The sequence below is a fragment of the Pseudoalteromonas sp. ABE4_541 genome (genome assembly GCF_056312285.1).
In genome coordinates, this window is sequence record NZ_JBSVEM010000017.1 from 83,740 (window position 1) to 103,070 (window position 19,331).

Consider the following 19,331-nt stretch of genomic DNA (forward strand, 5'->3'; position numbering starts at 1 on the left):
CTAAAGCCTTCTTTTCGAACCAGACTTAGCCCTATCTTTAATATTAGTCTGAATGTAAATTTGGTCCGTGGTTGCTATTTTTGCATGTCCCAAATCTTCGGATAGATGTTTGAGCGGGCGGTGTTGTGCATCATGAGTTGCGCCGGTATGCCTTAACCAATGTGTTGTCGCAGCTTTTAACTGCTCAGCTTCGTCGCTAAAGCCATCTTTGTTTAGTGATTCAATGGCCAAATCGAAACTTTGCTGAACAATACGGCGTAATTGGCGAACGTTCATACCCCCTTGACCGCGCAATTTATGGACTAAAGGATGGGGCTCGTCAACACGGGGAAGGGGAGAAAGGCCACGATAAGTACGATACCTTTTTAAATACCCAACAAAGTCTTCACTTAATGTAACATCACGTAGTTTATTACCTTTGCCCATAATACGCAGATACCAAAAGCCATCAGGGTCTTGCCAAAAATGGCTCATAACAGGTGACCATTGAGGTCTATCTGATAGCTCTGAAATTCTCAAATATAACCCCTTTAAACAAGCTAAAGTAAACAAATTGCGCTCTAATTCAGGGTGGTGCTCGCATTTATCTTTAGTAACACCAAATACATATTCCCACTGTAAGTTACTGAGCGTATCCGGTAATTTTATTTGTGACTGAACGACAAGGTAAGGACTGTTCTTTTTAACTACTGGTACAAAGTTAGTGGTTGTTTTTTCTTCCAAAATTGCAAACTTATAGAACACATTTAAGGCGGTAAACATAGCAGCAAGAGTTTGTTGACTCACGCTCGATTCTTTTGCAACAAAAGGGCGCCACTTGGGATTTACAGATCGCACACCATTGTTATCTTTATACCGCCACTGTACAGACGAAGAACACCAATTAGCTTCTGGCTCAACCATAAAATCAACATATGCTTCAATATCATCGCGCTTGAGATCAAATACAGATTGCTCTTTGATAAGCCAAGACCATAAATAAAAGCGTTCTAATTCGTTTCGAAAGCGATTATAAGTCGCTTCCGATTTTCGACCGTATACATAAAGAAATTGATATAAAAACGACACATCGGCTTTAACATTCAGGGAGGGATTCATCAGTTTATTTAAGAATTTATTTAATTCTGGGTATTCCTGACTCAGTGTATTATCTTCAATATGTGCGATTTGATAACGAAACTGCTTGAGGGTATCTGCCAATGGCACTAACATGCTTACTATGTCCGATATTGTCTAGTATTGGACATTATACAGCGATTTCAAGTAATAGAAAGTAAAGAATTCCTTACACTTAAATAACAAAAGCGACTTACAATTATTTAAAATAACAGCCCATCATATTTAACATAATATAAATTATAGGTATAAGCGTGTTTGGAATATTGAGAATATATTCACGGCATGGTTTTCGCTTGAACTAATTATTGCGCATTCTATAATATTAAATATGTAGCAGTTCTTGTTCTCGAGTCATTTTGTCGTATAAGTTTGTTCATATAATCATATCGTTACTTCTTTTTTTGGTCAGCAAATCCGGTTTCGCATCCAATAAAGATTACGCTTACAAACTTGATCGTGCACAATACTTTATGCGCTCAAATCCAGTGTTAGCTGAAAATACCTTGGCTGGGATCTACGATTTGAGTTTACTTAATGACGAACAAAAAGTTTCATATCATATTTTAAAAATGCGCTTGTCGCTTACCTTGAACAAACTAGATAATGTTGAACCTATTGTCGAAGCATTGTTCAAACTAGATAATAAACCCGAGTTTAGAGAACAGCTTGTAGCTATCTTAAGTGGTGTTGGGATTTGGCTTCGTAAGATTAACGATTTAGATTCAGCGCGCCACACCTTCTCTTGCGCTTTAAAACATGCAAGTACAGCTTCTCAACGAGTATCTTTACTCATTAGTAGTGCTATCGTTGCTCGCTATCAGCACGACTACAAATTGGCTATTTCTACATATAAAGAAGCAAAAGAAGTTGCACTTCGTGTGTCTAACCGACGAGCAATGGCAACGGTTGATAACAATTTAGGTACCATTGCCATAGATCAAGCAAACTTTTCACAAGCGAATGAATATTTCCGCTCTGCACTTGCAGGCTTTCAAGTATCAAACAATCATTCAGGACACATTAACTCAGGTATCAACCTACTTCTCACCTTTGTGATTCAAGAGCAATATGTCAATTATCAAAGGTTATATCCGCGTATATCAGAGCTGTCAGAAGAATACTCAGATGCTTCTAAAAAAGCATATCTACTTTGGGTGAATGCTGGTTATTATCACTTCCAAGGCGCTAAGCTAGATGCTGCTGCGCGAAAAGAGCTAACCAGTGCATTTGAGGAGTTGGCAGGGCCTCAGCTCCAGTTACTCATCAAAAAATACTTGGCTGATCCCATGGGAGTTGATGTAAAAAACATCGACCCTGCCCCCACTAAACAACTCGCAAAACATGTATGGTATGAAAAAGTACTAAGTTGCAATTGGTAACATCTAAGTTATTTGTCCAGTAGATCTGACAAGATAATATTATTGTTGTTGTCTCGGCTAGTTCTGATAATTTCGTCATTATCAAATTTAAGACCAGATTTGAGTAACCTATCATATAGAACGACATTCACTGTTGCAGCTAAGTTCATGCAACCTTGTGTTGGTACGTAAATAACATCCTGGCATTGTTTTAGTGTTTCTTTATCTAAAGAACCGTCTTCAGGACCAAAAAGATAAAATGCACTTTTGGGATGCTTATACTCGGTAAGAGGCTTGGCTCCTTCTATCAATTCAATTGCCACGGGCGTTGCACCTAACGGAATAACAGACGATAGTGAGTCGGCGCCAATCAACGGTATATTCTGATAAACTTTTTTTGTATCCGTAGTAAACTTGCGCGCGTTTTCAAATCGTTTACCTGTATAAAAAACTGAATTGACTCCATAGCATCCTGCCGCACGCATTACAGCACCAACATTGCTTGGGCTCTTTGGATTAGTCAGGCCAATACAAGCAAAACCTTTATCGAACATTTTACTACCCTAATCAAAAATCAAGACGAGAATGTACAGTAATCGGCGGACGTCGTCTAGGGTGTTACATAGAAGAAACATGATGTGGTATTATTGAAATTTACTTAAGTCAAAAGACAATAAGCAATGAATGAACAAGCTTTTTGGCAAATAATTGAAAATATTAAAGATAGCAATGACAAAAACAGTGCATTACGAGAAATTCTAGCAACAAAAGAACTGGTTGAAATTGCCGAATTCGATAAACTATTTACATCTCAATTGCGCCACCTTTGGCATTGGGATAATTGGGAATTTGCTTATATCATTTGTGGTTGCAATAGCGAATATGACTTTTTAGACTTCTGTAACTGGCTGATAACTCAAGGTAATAAAAATCTTACTGAGATACTAGCCGACCCTGAAATACTATTTGACTACGAATATATGCCTTTCAAAGACAGCTTACCTGCTCCTTATTGTGATGAATTAGATCTTGTTGCTGGTTTGCTCTATGAAGAAAAGGAAGGCCAAGAACTCCCCTACCACAATGTGGTCAATTTCCCACCTCAAGGAAAAAAGTTTAAAAATAAGCCTAAGTTATTAAAGCAAAAATATCCAAAGTTGTTTGGTAGATATTGGCAACAAAACTAAAAAGGCGCTTGATGCGCCTTTTAACTTATAAAAATCTATTGGTACTTAGAAACATGTATAGACAATAGTGCGTTATTGCTTTCGCCATCATGGCATTTGGTATTGCCGCCGTGCCTATTTTCAACAACAAGTGTATATTTTGTTTGGTTTAACTTACTGTCACGTATTGCGTTTAAAACTGGCCCTAGTAAATGCACATGCTCCGGATAGATAATCACTGGCTCCAAGTCAAAACCGCCGTCTGAATATCTATCATAACGGACCTCGTAGGAGTTGTTTCCTATCGCATAAACGTCTTTTAGATAACCAGAACAGCCAAATATGACAGACGCTTGAGATTGTGCAGCGAATAATAGCGCGATTACACCAATAGCTTTCATAAAATTCATCATTTATCTTCCTTAAAATTAGATTAAATCGCCCCTTTATTGGGGACGATTTAATCTAAAATATAAAAGTGACAAATTAGCTCTAATTTTATTAAATCTTTATTTTTGGTTAGTAAGAATTATTCGTAAAATGCGACGAAGTGGCTCAGCAGCTCCCCAAAGAAGTTGATCTCCAACAGTAAAAGCACTGATGTATTCAGGGCCCATACTCAGTTTTCTAATACGGCCAACAGGAATATCCAATGTACCTGTCACATTAACCGGTGTTAGTTCTCTGGCTGTTAACTCTCTATCATTAGGAATAACTTTTACCCAATCATTGTGTGAGGCGATGATTCGCTCTATTTCGTCAATAGGTAAATCAGCTTTTAGTTTAATCGTCATCGCTTGTGAGTGGCAGCGCATTGCGCCAATTCTTACACACAGCCCGTCGATGGGGACCGGCGTTTTCGATGAGCCTAGAATTTTATTTGCTTCAACTTGCGCTTTCCATTCCTCTTTTGATTGTCCTGACTCCATAGGTACATCGATCCAAGGAATTAAACTCCCAGCTAAAGGTACGCCAAATTGGTCTGTAGGCAGCGAATCAGATTTAATTTTATCAGCAACTATCTTATCAATTTCTAAAATAGCTGAACCTGGTTTATCAAGCTGTTGCGCAACCGATGAATGAATCTCACCCATTTGCGTAATAAGCTCACGCATATTACGGGCTCCAGCACCTGATGCAGCTTGGTAAGTCATAGGGCTTACCCATTCAACCAAATCTTTTTCAAACAACCCGCCGAGCGCTAATAGCATAAGAGAAACAGTACAATTTCCGCCAACAAATGTCTTTACGCCCTGCTCTATCCCTTGCGTGATCACATTGCTATTAACAGGGTCTAGAACTATGATGCTGTCAGAGTTCATTCTTAATGCTGAAGCTGCATCTATCCAATATCCACTCCAACCTGAATCACGCAATGCTGGATAAACAGACTTTGTGTAATCGCCACCTTGACATGAGATAACAATATCCATGTCAGATAACGCGTCTATATTCGTAGCATCTAGTAGAGGCTTAGCGGTGCCCGCTAATTCAGGTCCTAACTGACCAGTTTGTGAGGTGGTAAAGAAATAGGCATCTATGTGTGCAAAATCATTTTCTTCCGTCATTCTCTGCATCAATACAGAGCCCACCATACCACGCCAACCTACGAGTCCTACTTTTTTCATATGCTTATACCTTACAGTTAATTTAAAATAGACATTGCGTGAGTCTAGACGTCCAAAATAACAAATATCATTTGTTCCTACTAGAGAAATTACGGAAATTTCTGATAAATATGATTCATGCATGTTGAACAAGGCGCACAAGATAAATCTCGGTTTACAATTTAAGTCCTAATAGGTAGTAGATTTTGATTAGAAAGGTTAGGTTATAGAAAAGCCAACAGACATGGCATCAAAAACATTGATTCAGACAGTTTCAATTTTGATATATAACTTATTGAAAAATCGGCATATAAATAAAAAACCCCGCAATGCGGGGTTTGGATACAACATGTAAAGGTTGTCCTAATCTGATGTTCACGACATCAATTCAGAACTCGGTTTAGGCTTGCTTATACTTATTAGTTATAGCCGTTTGAATGCGTGTAACTTTAGAGTATAAAAATGACAAATATATTAAAGTCATGAGATTTATACTTTTATTTGGCAACTAAATACAAAACTCAATAAGTTCAGTGAGGTAATAGTACGCTAGATGTCATGAATTCGCAATGTTAGCTAGTCATTTTTTATTAGATACTAAAAAGCCAAGATTTTCATCTTGGCTTTTTAGTTATGAGATTTGTTAAAACTTAAAATTCGTAGCTATAACTAACACTTACAGAAGTACCAACTTCTTTTTGTCTAACAATCAAGTCCGACTGTGTTACTTCTTGCTCCTCATCTAGTAAGTTTTTAACTTTAAACTTAACCTTTGAGTTAAAGTCAGGGTACCAGGTGTATACAAGGTCTAGTGAGTGGAACGGCTGTTCGAAAGCATCTTGTCGACCACCGATACCTGATGCCAAAATGCGTTCACCGAATACGTTATACACTAATGAACCACTGTGTTGACCATCCGCAGAGTCAAAGCCCATTTGCAAGTTAACAACATACTTGGAGTGGCCTGTCATACGTTTAGTCGGATTAGTCAAGTTACCTGCGAATGCCGGATCAATTGATACTTCCGAGTCGCTGAGCGTGATGTTACCAGAAGTAAATGTACCACTTACTAGCGAAGATAGGTCATACAACCATTCAGCTTCAATACCGTAGACTTCACCATCGATACCGTTAACGAAAGACGCACTGTAATCTTCATCACCAACACGAAGCACCGTTTCAATTGGATTTTCAATGTCTTTGTAGAACGCACCTACAGAGAAATTATCTCCATTATCCATATAGTATTCGAAACGAGCATCATAGTTTTTCAAATCACTGCTCTTCAAGCCCGGTGTACCAAATGTTTTGATGTCAGTTAGTGGGTCAAAGTAGGCCACAGCGACAAGTTCACGTAAGTCTGGCCTAACAGTGGTTTCACCATAACTAAAGCGAACCTGATAGTTGTTTTCAGCCAGATAAGTTAACGCCAATGAACTGAAAACATCGTCCTGATTGACTGTACCTTCTTGAATTCTCTCTTCTGAGTAGTAAATACCCTGAGTGATCTTATCGAAGATTAAGCTAGATGTACCAATAGTGACTTGTTTGAAATCTTCGTAACGTAAACCGCCACTTATACGCCATTCATTGTTAAAAAATGCATCGAACTCAAAGTAACCAGCATCTATTTTTTGTGCCGCGATGTAATCATCAGCACTCGGTGCTGTTGGTTCATTGAACGTAAGGAAAAAGTCGTTGTCATTAACAAAACTATCGGTTAAGTAGCTAGTTAAATTCAATACGCTATTTACGTCACTGTTAATCGGGATTGGAATGCCCGTATCGTTGTTCACGGCAAAGCTAGAAGTATTATAAACACGCGCTCTGTCTAAAAAGTCGTAACCGGCTTTAAGCGTCACTTCGACGCCATCGAAACTAAGCGGTAAAGTAACGTTGCCATTATAAGACTTTACGCTGTCTACCATATCCGTAAATGAATATGTAGCACGGTTATCATCACCTGTAACAACTGATGTATCGTAAATGCCGTCTTTAAATGTATCGATAAATTTATAATCGATATTAGTTGGAATGCGAGTTTCAGCTGTTGACTCAGTATACTGCCAATCTGCGCCAATTCCCCAGTAATCAAGGAATGTGTGCTGACCTATAAATTGGTCGACATCTAGCGAGCGCTCTTCATAGTTGAAATTATGCGTTCGCTGCGCTTGTCCTGTTCCCGCGATTGTTCTAACCGTACTGCCATTTGGGCTCTGCAATACCGACAAACTCACTTCGTCTTCGTTATCTTCCAAATAAATCTTCGAATAACTAACACTATGTTGGTCAAGCTTGTAACCTAGGTTAAACACACCGCTAATACGCTCGTTCTCGGTCGTCACTTTAGAATCTTTAACCGTGATATAGCAGTTATTTAAAGAATCTTCAGCTGTTGCAAGAGAGGTTGTGCACCCTTCAGCTGGCTGGTCATCGGTCACCGCTGTTTTACGCTCAGAATAGTTCCAATCACTGTCATACGATCCAGCAAGCATAAACCCGATGGTGCCACCAAAGTAATCTTCATCAAAGCTGTTACCAATATTCGCTTTGATATCGTAATTCGGGTCAAGTGATTCTTTAGTTACCTTAAGGTCTCTTGGTAAAGAAAGCGTCAATGCCTTATTGATTTGCGCGGCTTGCTCCGCTCGTGTTTGCGTTTCAGTGCTCTGAATAAAGTCTCTATCAACAATTGAACTCAATCCAAAGTCGCCTTTATAACGAAGTACGGCGGTGCGCAGTGATTGCGGATGACCTGATTTTGGACGACTGTAAGTATAGCCTTCATCAGAATTTGAATTCATACCAACACCTACTTCTATTCCAGCTGTGAATTCAGTTGGAACAGATTTGGTGCGAATATCGATGTTACCACCACCAAATGCCGCAGGCATTGAAGGTGAATAAGCTTTTTGTACAGCCAAGCTTTCAATAATACTTGATGGGAATATATCCAGTGGCACAACATTACGAGTCAAGTCAGGGCTCGGTACAGATGCACCATTAAGTCGCGCACTTGAGTAACGCTCACCTAAACCACGTACATAAACGAATTTGCCATCAACCAATGTCAAACCTGTAACACGACGTAAAGCTGAGGCCGCATCACTATCACCGGTGCGTGACAATTGTTCAGCACCCATAATATCTGCAACGAAGGCCTGATTCTTACGCTCTTCAATTACAGCGGCTGCACTGCCTTGTAAGCGCGTGCCTACCGCTACAACTTCTTCAATTGCTTGCTCTTCCGCTGCGATGCTTGGCATTGACACCCCTACTACCATCGCGGAACTGACTGCTAAAGCAATTTTTTTTAATTTCATTTGAGTATTCATTTGCAATCCTGCCAAAAATCATAAAAAAGGCGCAGTTAGCTGCGCCTACTTCGAGATAACAATTAAAATCTCAAAAGATTATTAGTTAGCAATTGCAGCTAGAGATTTTTGTACCCATTTGTACCAGTCGCTGCTTGTATCTTTATCAGATACAGCACCAATGTAATCTACTTGCTCGAAGAAGCTATCTAAACCAGTTAGGTTGTTTGCTTCGATAGTAATCGCGTCTGCACCTGTATTAGTTGCAAAGCCATTCGCAGCCAAAACACCTTCACCTGTGTTTAGGACTAGGCTAGAACCACCATTACGGAACCATTCTTCTTTGACTTCACCGCCAGGTAATGTTTCACCATCGTTTTTGAAGTTATTCACACATGCAAGCACTGAGTTGTTGAAGTTAAGTAAATCAGCTTCTGCATTTGCTGCTGCATCAGCATCTTTAAACTCTAAACAATCTGTACCATTTGCACCTTCTGTCTTAACGAAGAGCGCGTTGTAGTACATGCCTCTGATAGCGTCGTCGAATTTAGCACCTTGTGATGCACTGTTATCACGAATTGATTTACCGTCAGTAGTTACAACAGTCACGTTAGCAATAGTTGGGTTTGAAGCAGGTACTTCTGAGTAATCGTCACCTTTGTTCTTTTCACCATCGGTCTCAAAACCGTTATTACCCATATAACCTACTGAACCAGCAGGAATTGTCTTCTGCTCACCTTCATCAGAGTAAGTAACGTCTTTCTTAGTCGTGATTGTACCGTGCTGTACGTAGATAAACTGTGCATTACCTTTCCAACCAGCATCGATATCGATAGCATCATCCTGAGTATCAGTTACAACAATGTGCTTGATGTTAGCAGCACCACCAAAGAACTCGATACCGTCATCGAAACCTTGGTGAATGTGTAAGTAATCGAAAGTAGAACCTGAACCAACCGCGTTAAGTGTTAGTGAGTTCAAGTCATCACCGTCACCACCTTCACGAGGGCCTGAACCTGCGTACCAGATGTTAGCGAACTTAATGTTACCGCTGCTGTCTGCATTGTTGTTACCGCCAAAGTGGCTAGTAATACCTTCAGACTCAGCATTACAAGTATTTGCTGCACGCTCGGCATTGGTACATTGGTTAGTTAAACCGAAGCCGTTAATGATGATACCGCCCCAGTCTGCGAACTGTGGGCCTGTTTCTGCAATATCAAACTCTGGGAATACATTTGCTGAAGTAAATGTAATTGGTGCTTCAGCTGTACCGATAGCGTTGATTTTAGCGCCTCGGCCGATACGGATGATAGCTTCACCCGATTTGAATGCTAAGGTTGCGCCCGCTTCAACGTTCAGTGTTGGGCCATTTGCTTCAACTGTACAGCCTAAAGTAGTGTTACAGTTTTTACCCATTTGGATAGCACCATCAAATACGTGTGCACCACCATTTTCAAGCGCTTTAAATGTAATGTCTTCTTCAATTTCTAAAGTCTTACCAGCAAAGCTAGTGCTGTATACACAGTGTGGTGCTTGAAATTCACCCTGAATTTCATTACCAGCTACAGTGCGAGCCGTACATGGGTTTTCAACTTTATCGCCGCCAGTGTCGCCACCTGTATCACCACCAGTGTTGTCGCCACCATTATTAGTAGTGGTTGTATTATTAGAGTTAGTAACACTCGTATCATTGACCGTTGGTGTAATTTCGATGTCACCACCACAACCAGCTAGAACTAAAGCAGAAGCAACAAGGCTTACTTTGAATAACCCAGAAATTTTCATTTGTATCTCCAAAAAAATGTAATAATTATAAGCGCATAAAAAGCTTGGACATAAATTACATTCACTGTATTACAAAAGAGTTACACTTTATGGAAACAAAAATGACAATTCATATTTAAGAAATAAAAAAACCGCCCGAAGGCGGCTTTGGTGTTGCGATTATAAAATCATAACAATGCTTGTTTAAGTGATTCGTTATGTAGCTTTTCTTTTTTAACGTACTTAATCCACTGCTTGGCAAGATTTGCAGACTTTTTATGTTTCTCAGCCTGCTCAAACGCCAATATTGAAGCATCAAAATTCTTTAAGTTATATTGCGCCATACCAAGTGCTACATATGCATTAGATTCGAACGTTAGCTGTCCTTTATCTAATGCTTTTCTAGCAGAGTCGGCAGCTTCATCAAACTTTTCAAGGTTAATGTATATTTCTGCCATGCGTTGATCATAGTTGCCATGGTCAACTTGAGTACTTGCTTTAGCAAAATAAGGAATTGCTTTACTGTCTTCTTTAGCTTGAACTAGTGATTCAGCAATAAACACCTGATTTTTAGCATTATCTTCTACTACACCCGATGCGATACCACGCTCCATCACTTTAGCAGCTTTAAACGATAAACCGTTGTACATATAAACCTGCGCAAGCTGCATAATTTCTGAACGAGATTTAACAAATCCTTGTTGTTCGGCTGCTTCAAAAATCGCTAATTGTTTTTTCTCATCACCAATTTCACCGTACATACCAGCTAATTGAACCCAATAGTTTGGCTTATTATATAGCTTGACCATTTTTTCAAGTACTTCGGTCACTTTTTTGGGCTGATTTAGTGAATAATAAAGCGCACGTTGAAGAACAAGCCAGTTCTCTTTTGGCACGTCACCTTTAGATTCAGACAAACCAATTGCTGTATTAATATACTTAACAGCTTCTGCATATTCTTTTATTTGATAATTAGCTTGCGCACGTAACACATAATAATTATCTGGCGTAACCTTAGTATTTATTGCTTCCCATTTGTCTAAATACTTAATTACTTTTTCGTAATCAGAGTTCGCCATCGCTAACTGCGCAAGACTAAAGGTCGTCGATAATCTCAGTGTTTCGGGAATACCTTCCTCAGCGACCACTTTTTCAAAAGCTGCGATTGCTTTATCAAGTTGATTTTCGTTGTAATAAATAAACCCATAAAAATTGTACATCATGGCAATTTCATACGAGTTCATACTAGATGCTCTATCCTTGATACTATCTAGTGCTTCCAAACCTGCTTTTACATCGCCGTCATCTGCCAGTTTTTGTGCTCTTGCTAATTGGCTGTAAACCTTTTCTCTTAGTGCCGGTACTCGTTTAGTTTTGGTTTCAGCATGCGCCGTATTGACATCAAATGCAGGAAAAACTGACACAAGTGAGGGTCCAAACGAACCCGAAATAAATAGCGCACTATATAACGCTAAATGCTTAAAATTTTTCATAATCGCACCTCTAAGCTTTCATTATCCATTGATCTGGAATGAAATTTTGTTTTGTACACCTGCAACTTCAACGGCTTCTCCGTTTACAACGCGTGGCTTGTACTTAAACTTAAGTGCCGCATCCAATGCTGCTCTGTCGAAAATTGCTTCTGGTTCTGCACTTACTACTTTAGGGTCACGTACTGTACCTTGTTTTGTTACCACAAACTCAACAATCACATATCCTTCTATCCCGCGAGACAATGCGCGACGCGGATATACCGGCGCAACTTTTACGATTGGCAAGTACTCACCATCACTTGACTCCAACGCCAAGCCGCCAGCTAAATCCACATCCGCTTCTACATTTGCACTAAAGTCAAAGTCAGCACCCGCGGCATCGAGATCATTGCTTTGCATTTGCGGTGCATCCATTGGTGGTGGTGGCTCTTTTGGTGTTGGTGGCTTTTGTGGTTTACGCTCTTTCTTTTGTACCGTTTCTTCTTTTTTCAAACGAACAAAATCAAGCACATTTCCTTTTACAGGCTCAGTCATTGCGCCTTCTCCGCCTTGGATAAGCGCTTGCATACCCAAGAACAAGAAGAACGTAATAACACCTGCGATTATCAGTGCTATTAAATAACGCATAATCGTAACCTATGATTCCTGTGCAGCAATCGACACGTCAAACGCACCAGCAGCGCGAGAGGCATCCATTACTTTGATTAACATATCTGTTGTCGCCTTTTTATCAGCCTGAATTACCACACTACCCTGTGGATTTTCGGCCTTTAGGCGTTCAATGTTTGCTTGTACCGCACGAATATCTACTTGGCGTTTGTTGATCCAAATCTCGCCTTTGTCTGAAATAGCCACTAGGATATTTGCACGTTGCTTTTTCACAGCCGTTGCCGCTTCTGGGCGGTTTACGTCAATACCCGCTTCTTTTACAAAAGACGCAGTTACAATGAAGAAAATAAGCATGATGAATACAACATCAAGCATAGGGGTCATGTTAATTTCTTCTGCTTCTTCTTCTTGAAATACTTTAGCTAATGGAGCTCTCATAATTTTTCCTCTTGCTGCTCGGTTTAGTGGTCAAGCAGCATTTTGTCTTCTAACAGTTCAACTTCACGTTTTGCTTTGCGCTGTAAGTAAGTTGATGCAAATACACCAGATAGCGCGCCGACCATCCCAGCCATTGTTGGAATGGTGGCTTTTGAAACACCCGATGCCATCGAACGAGCACTACCTGTGCCAGTGATTGCCATGACATCGAATACTTCGATCATCCCAGTCACTGTCCCTAAAAGACCGAGTAACGGGCATAATGCAACCATCACGTTGATGTACGGCAAGTTGGCATTTAAGCGAATTCCTGCACGTGAAATTTGCGCTTGGCGAATTTGCTCTGCATTCCAGCTGTTTCGCTCGCTACGTGACTTCCAAGCTGTAAGAAGTTCATTCTTATATGTTCTGTAACGTCCGAACACAAACATAAAGCGCTCTAAAATTAGCAACCACATGGCGAAGATGATTAGGCCGATGACCAGGAGAACCTGGCCACCTGTATCTAAAAACTCTCGTAGCGCATTGATTGCTTCAACCAATAGGACCACGATTACGCTCCTTTTTCGCTTCGCTCAGCAATGATCCCCGCACTTTGCTCTTGAAGAATAAGAAGCAAGTTACGTGAACGTGTGTTAAGTAACGTGTATAGGAATACTGTTGGAATTGCGACAACAAGACCTAGTACTGTTGTAACAAGTGCTTGAGAGATACCACCTGCCATCAGTTTCGGGTCACCTGTACCGAACAATGTGATTGCTTGGAAAGTGTTAATCATACCCGTAACCGTACCAAGTAGACCTAGTAGTGGCGCAACAACAGAGATTATCTTAATCAGCGTTAGGTTACGTGTAATTTTTGGCATCTCGCGTAAAATTGCTTCGCTTAATTTAAGCTCAAGCGTATCGTAAGCAACGTCAGGGTATTGGTCTTTCACCTTCATTACGCGACCCAGCGGGTTATCATCACGAGGCGTCGTGTCTTTAAGCTGACGGTTGATTTTAGCACCCATTAGCATTAATGAGATGAAACGTTCAAGAGCAATAAGTAACGCAAGTACGCCTACACCCAAAATGACATAACCCACTGCGCCACCTTGATGTACTTGTTCCTCAGTATTAGGTGCTTGAACTAGAAGCCCTAGGATTGAACCGCCTGTTGGGTCAAGTGCAAACTCAACAACACCTGATTTAGCTGCTTGCAAGTCCGCCGCAGTCTCAGTGAAGCGCGCGACCGGCTGACGCGTCAACTCTGAAATAGTGTTCGTCACTGGATTATAAGTTAGGTACTTACCATCCGCGATAAGGTTAAATGCACCAACACGCATAACCTCTTTGTTCTCTTTAGCACCACCAGCAACAATGACTTCATTGTTGAAACGGGTTACTTTACCTTGTTCGGTCATTTCACGTTGTAATTCAAACCAAACTTTTTCGATGTCTTCGATTGATGCTAGACGAGATGTAGAACCCATCTTCTTCGCCATGTCATCCATAAACTCACTACGACCAGGTATTTGCGCTGAAACCACTGAAGTTTGGAATTTATTACTTGAGTCACCTGCAACTTGCTGAAGTACACCGAATAGTTCTTTTAAAGAGCCCATGCGCTTAGACAAGGTATCAGTCAAGTTTTGTAGTTTAATCTCGTTCTCTTCAAATTGCGTTTCTAAACGCTCAGAGCGAGCTAATTCACCATTACGCTTTTGTGTTAATTGGTTAAGCATTGCAACCTGCTGGTCTTGCTTTGCTTTAAATTCTGCTTCACGCGCTTGGTTTTGCTGGCTCTGAGCAATTTGACCTTGCTCAAGTGTTTTAAGCAGCGAGTCTAAGTTTAATGCTTCTTCTGCTACCGCAGATGTTGAAAGCGCTAGAGTTGCTGCCAGAACAGCGTGTTTGCTAAATTGCTTGATAAATTTCATGATGAACCTCTTATTCTGACGCGTGAACTGGAAGCGATAACATATCTGGGGCAAGTTGCTTACGCGCTATGCGTATGCCTTTTTTGATCTGGCTAATGCTTGTATCTTCAAGCGCTACAAATTTCTTTGCAGATTGATCCCAGCTTCCAGCAAGAGAGCCATCTTTTGTTACATACAGTAGTTCCATACGACCTATACGTAAAAAGTCTACTTCACGCTCTTGTCCGTCAACATTCAGCAGTGCTGTGTACGCTTCGATTGTGCGACCGTAATCAACCTCTACTTGATATGCTTCCAAAACGCGGCGGAATTTTTCACTTGAAGTAACATCCGCTCTATCCATCATTGTTTTAAGCGTTGCAATACGCTCGTTACGCTCTTCCTCTAAAAAAGGCACATCAAGTTGAACGAACTGTTCAAGGCCTGTGATCATGCGAAGCATTAAAGGTGTAATTTGACGTTCGATAACCGACACCTGATCCATTGACGCGTTGATTGCGTTCATTTCATCAAGTTGGTTTTTAATTTGTTTGTCTAATTGCGCGTTGTAAACTGCAAGTCCATCAATTTCTTTATTGAGTGTTTTGAACTTTTGCAAACGCGATTGCATCGTGTCAGCAATAGAATCTATTTTAGTTTGAGTCTTTTGTGCAGATTCATTAATCGCACTACTTTTTTCTACGACTTGATTTAAGTCACTCGCTTGAACGCTTGACGCAGTTGCAAGCAAACCTGCTAACAACAGGGGGTTAACGCACTTCATCGCATACACCTTAAGTTTTTGCTAGTAATTAAATTGGGAGCAGTTTAAGGGCGTTTGATGACAGAAGTGTTGCGCGAATAATACAGTAAGATGACAATAGCCATAAAAGGTACATAAACTAAGTTGCAAGCCTTTTGTTTCGTAAGAAACAACAATTTACCTATTTAAAAAACAAAAAGACCAGCTAAATTTTGCTGGCCTTTCTTGGTAGTAGGTGGGTTGATATTACACTTTAAATTTCATTACCATCTTTTCTAACTCATCAAATTGGGCTTGCAACTGCCTACACTCACCCAGTGTTGCATTTAAATTCTCAGATCCCTGAACTGATAGGTCACTGATGTGATGAATATCACTGTCCAATGATTGGATCACTGTATTTTGCTCTTGCGTTGCACTGGCCACAGCATGGTTGACGCCATCGATTGAATCAATTGCGTTGCTCACTTCATGCATTTTCTCTCCTGCTTGGCTCGCTTGTGAGGCGCTCTTTGCTGAATCTTCTAAAGACGACTTCATAACAGCAACAGCTGATGCCGACCCTTGTTGTAATTCGCTGATGGTATTTTGAATCTCTTGAGTAGACTCTTGTGTTCTTTGTGCAAGTTGTCTTACTTCGTCTGCCACTACCGCGAAACCTCTGCCAGCCTCTCCGGCACGTGCTGCTTCAATTGCTGCATTCAACGCGAGCAAATTTGTTTGCTCACTGACGCCTTTTATAACTTCAAGTACCTGACCGATACTGGCTGAATGCTTATCTAAGCTATCAACCGTCGATTGTGCCTGCGCCATTTTGTCGCTCAGTGATGCGATCTCTGAGATATTGGCATTGAGCGAAGTTTGGCTATCTATACTTAAGCGATTGGCTTCCGTTGCAAGCTCTGATGCATGCGTTGCATTATTAGAGATCTCTACCGCACTCGATGACAATTCATTAATCGCCGTTGCTACATTATCAGTGCGCTTAGTTTGGTCACTATACATGCTTAAAGTTGACTGAGTTTGAGCAATTAAACTTTCTACTGAATGTTCCAAGGTGATTGTTGTATCTTTCACCTGTGCAATGGACACATGTATTTTTTCGATAAACAGGTTGAAGTAGTTAGACAATTCGCCAAACTCATCATCATTTTCTACCTGAAGACGACGCGTTAAATCACCCTCACCTTGTGCAATATCTTTAATTGCTTCATTCAGGTGATCAACTGGGCGCATAAGGTACTTAAGCAAAAATTGAAGCATAAATACGATAACCACAACACCAACTAACATGTAAATGGCCGCCATATTTCTAAATGAAGACACAGATGCGTAAGCAATTTCCTCGTTGATCACCACACCCAGATACCAATCCACATTTTTGATCCCCTTCATTTTCACAAATGAAATCAAACGCTCTGTGCCATCAATCTCTTCTTCAACAAAGTCCGCCTTGAGTTCGAGGTTCTTGCCAAAGAGATCAGACATTGGTTTATCATTTAACTTCGTGTTTGGGTGAGAAAGAATACGCCCCTGCGAATCTAGCAAAAAACCGTAACCAAAACCCAAAAAATCCATCTCATTGATTATTTCAGTAATAGTGGCCATATCAATATCACCACCCGCAACCCCCATTAACTGGCTACCATTTGACACAGGAACAACAGCGGAGATAGTTAACTCATTTGTTGTCACATCTATATATGGATTGGTAAATGCCGTGCCGTTTTTCTCTTTTGCTAGTTGATACCAAGGACGAGTGGTTGCATCGTAATCCGCTGGTAGCACGATACTGGGATCATCCAAAATGAAGGTACCGTCTTTCATACCTATATATACATTTTTAAAATCACCAGCAGCATCAGCAGTTGTTAAGCGCCTTAAGATCTGTTCTTTTGAATCGGAAGCGCGATGCCCTATGGCAACCGAGCTGACTATCGCCAGTCTATCATTAAGCCAGTTTGCGATGTTTTGAGAAACAGATTGGGAGATTTCTTGCAATACAAGAGTGAGTTGCTGTTGCGTCTGACTGCGCATGACGGTGAAGTTATTAACAGTAAATAACCCCAACACTAATACCAGCACTAATGAAGCTGCAATGGTTACCTTGGTTGTAAACTTAAACGATTTGAACATTCTGCGCCTATTATTATTTCTTTTCTGCATTACCCATTATGTTTATTGCAATACACGCTGACATCGATGGGCTTTACTCATATTTAACAAAATTAAACAGGTTTGTCTTTTGCTATCGGTCAGTATCTGAGATTTTTTAGGAAAAAATGAAAAAACACGATTAATCGAATAAAAAAAGAACAAACTTCAAGATGTTAATTTCACCCATAGTATAGCTGCAAAATGACATGTTTGTTTTTGTCAGAAAACTTTGTAAACGAGATAAAAATGGAACGTTCTATAAATTTACATACTTTAAGAAGTATGAATACGTATTCACAGGCCAATTAATTTTCAACAGGCACAAAAAAAGCAAGCCAAGGCTTGCCTTTTTTGCTCGAAATAAAGGTCTATTTCACTTTTTTCTGCCAAAGCGCAGACCAATTAACGACATTGAGCCCATACCATGCAATATATAAATAACAAACCAGTGGCACAATGAAGCTGTTTTGAATATTAAAGTTATCAGCAAATACGCCTTGCAGCAACGGCACTAGCGCGCCGCCAACAATCGCTAGACATAACCAACCTGAACCCTTGCTTGTTAGTGAGCCTAGGCCTTCAATCGCTACGGAGAAAATGGTTGGGAACATAATTGAGTTGAATAGACCAATGGCCAAAACTGCCCACATCGCTACCGCGCCCTCGGATATCATGGTAATAGTCAGCAATGCAACAATACAAAGTGCGTTAAAGGTCAGCGCCTTAGAAGGTGCAATCTTTTGTAAAACCGCAGATCCAATAAAGCGTCCTACCATCGCACCGCCCCAATAATAGCTAATCAATTTAGCTGCGGCATGCTCTTCCAATCCTGCGATATTTGGTTGCGCAAAATAATTCACTAAGAAGCTGCCTATCGCAACTTCTGCGCCTACATAACAAAATATTGCTCCAACCCCCATTACAAGATGCTTCGCTTCAACTAGGTTATGCGCTTTCGCTTTACAGTCTTGCTCTTGAGTATGAGATTCAATTGTAGGTAACTTAAGGAATGCAAAAACTATCGCAATAGTCAGTAGTGCACCAGCAAGCATAAGATAAGGCACTTTAACTGACTCTGCGCCCGCTTCAGCAGCAAGAGCCCCTGCTGTGCCAAAAAACAATAGACCACCCACATAAGGGCCCACGGTTGTACCTAGAGAATTTAGAGCTTGTGCGAGGTTTAAACGACTTGATGCCGTTTTATCAGGACCAAGCGCGGCAACGTAAGGGTTAGCTGAAACTTGTAGCACCGTGATACCCGAAGCTAATACAAATAGCGCGCCTAAAAATAGCCAGTACTCGTGTACAACCACCGCAGGGTAAAACAAAAGGCAGCCTATCGACGCTACTATCAAGCCGGTAAGAATACCATTTTTGTAACCTAGCCTTTTTACCAAAGCGCCAGCAGGTAATGAAACGATAAAATATGCACTAAAAAAACAGAACTGGATCATCATCGCTTCTGTGTAATTTAGGTCAAAGACACTTTTGAGTCTTGGAATTAATACATCGTTTAATACGGTAATAAAGCCCCATAGAAAGAACAGGGTCGTCATTGCTGATAAAGGTAATAGATAGTTTTTATTTTCGTCATCACCTTGAGCAACATAATTTTGATTTGTGTTGATCTCACTCACAAGTAA

The 19,331-nt window shown here is 40.5% G+C and carries 16 protein-coding genes; 2 read left to right on the forward strand and 14 right to left on the reverse strand.

Annotated features, from left to right (window positions below; translation table 11 throughout):
• Positions 1 to 1,212, reverse strand: a complete 1,212-nt coding sequence (locus ACW689_RS16010; RefSeq protein ID WP_476292952.1) for a tyrosine-type recombinase/integrase — start codon at positions 1,210 to 1,212, stop codon at positions 1 to 3.
• A gap of 377 nt (positions 1,213 to 1,589) precedes the next feature.
• Between ACW689_RS16010 and ACW689_RS16015 the strand changes: the two genes are divergently transcribed.
• Positions 1,590 to 2,498, forward strand: coding sequence for a tetratricopeptide repeat protein (locus tag ACW689_RS16015; RefSeq protein WP_476292953.1), 909 nt, complete (start codon positions 1,590 to 1,592; stop codon positions 2,496 to 2,498).
• Positions 2,499 to 2,506: 8 nt separating this feature from the next.
• Here the strand turns inward: ACW689_RS16015 and ACW689_RS16020 are convergent, their stop codons facing one another.
• Entirely contained in the window at positions 2,507 to 3,031 is a 525-nt protein-coding gene (locus tag ACW689_RS16020; protein WP_476292954.1) for an RNA methyltransferase, read from the reverse strand.
• A 126-nt stretch (positions 3,032 to 3,157) separates the two neighbouring features.
• Here ACW689_RS16020 and ACW689_RS16025 point away from each other — a divergent pair, with 126 nt between their 5' ends.
• On the forward strand, positions 3,158 to 3,664 hold the full coding sequence (locus tag ACW689_RS16025; RefSeq protein WP_476292955.1) for a DUF4240 domain-containing protein: 507 nt from the start codon (positions 3,158 to 3,160) through the stop codon (positions 3,662 to 3,664).
• Positions 3,665 to 3,699: 35 nt separating this feature from the next.
• On the opposite strand, the gene ACW689_RS16030 is transcribed toward ACW689_RS16025, so the two are convergent.
• From ACW689_RS16030 to ACW689_RS16085, 12 genes are all read right to left on the reverse strand, one after another.
• Positions 3,700 to 4,056 carry a hypothetical protein gene (locus ACW689_RS16030; protein WP_476292956.1) on the reverse strand — a complete coding sequence of 119 codons (357 nt, stop codon included), beginning with the start codon at positions 4,054 to 4,056 and terminating at the stop codon, positions 3,700 to 3,702.
• Positions 4,057 to 4,152: 96 nt separating this feature from the next.
• A complete protein-coding gene (gene asd / locus ACW689_RS16035) occupies positions 4,153 to 5,271 on the reverse strand; it encodes an aspartate-semialdehyde dehydrogenase (RefSeq protein ID WP_476292957.1) in 1,119 nt (372 codons plus the stop codon).
• Between the two features lie 629 nt (positions 5,272 to 5,900).
• Complete coding sequence (locus ACW689_RS16040; protein ID WP_476292958.1) at positions 5,901 to 8,585, reverse strand: TonB-dependent receptor domain-containing protein; 2,685 nt, start codon at positions 8,583 to 8,585, stop codon at positions 5,901 to 5,903.
• A gap of 81 nt (positions 8,586 to 8,666) precedes the next feature.
• A complete protein-coding gene (locus tag ACW689_RS16045; RefSeq protein WP_476292959.1) occupies positions 8,667 to 10,349 on the reverse strand; it encodes a hypothetical protein in 1,683 nt (560 codons plus the stop codon).
• A 167-nt stretch (positions 10,350 to 10,516) separates the two neighbouring features.
• The gene (locus ACW689_RS16050) at positions 10,517 to 11,821 is read right to left on the reverse strand and encodes a tetratricopeptide repeat protein (RefSeq protein ID WP_476292960.1); all 1,305 of its coding nucleotides are present in this window, start codon (positions 11,819 to 11,821) and stop codon (positions 10,517 to 10,519) included.
• A gap of 21 nt (positions 11,822 to 11,842) precedes the next feature.
• On the reverse strand, positions 11,843 to 12,448 hold the full coding sequence (locus tag ACW689_RS16055; protein ID WP_476292961.1) for an energy transducer TonB: 606 nt from the start codon (positions 12,446 to 12,448) through the stop codon (positions 11,843 to 11,845).
• Between the two features lie 9 nt (positions 12,449 to 12,457).
• Positions 12,458 to 12,868, reverse strand: coding sequence for an ExbD/TolR family protein (locus tag ACW689_RS16060; protein ID WP_152087685.1), 411 nt, complete (start codon positions 12,866 to 12,868; stop codon positions 12,458 to 12,460).
• A 23-nt stretch (positions 12,869 to 12,891) separates the two neighbouring features.
• Entirely contained in the window at positions 12,892 to 13,419 is a 528-nt protein-coding gene (locus tag ACW689_RS16065; RefSeq protein ID WP_476292962.1) for a MotA/TolQ/ExbB proton channel family protein, read from the reverse strand.
• 2 nt (positions 13,420 to 13,421) lie between these two features.
• A complete protein-coding gene (locus tag ACW689_RS16070; RefSeq protein WP_476292963.1) occupies positions 13,422 to 14,789 on the reverse strand; it encodes a MotA/TolQ/ExbB proton channel family protein in 1,368 nt (455 codons plus the stop codon).
• A 10-nt stretch (positions 14,790 to 14,799) separates the two neighbouring features.
• A complete protein-coding gene (locus ACW689_RS16075) occupies positions 14,800 to 15,552 on the reverse strand; it encodes a DUF3450 domain-containing protein (protein ID WP_476292964.1) in 753 nt (250 codons plus the stop codon).
• A gap of 225 nt (positions 15,553 to 15,777) precedes the next feature.
• Positions 15,778 to 17,667, reverse strand: coding sequence for a methyl-accepting chemotaxis protein (locus tag ACW689_RS16080; protein WP_476292965.1), 1,890 nt, complete (start codon positions 17,665 to 17,667; stop codon positions 15,778 to 15,780).
• Between the two features lie 389 nt (positions 17,668 to 18,056).
• A complete protein-coding gene (locus ACW689_RS16085; protein ID WP_476292966.1) occupies positions 18,057 to 19,325 on the reverse strand; it encodes a sugar MFS transporter in 1,269 nt (422 codons plus the stop codon).
• Between the last annotated feature and the right edge of the window lie 6 nt (positions 19,326 to 19,331).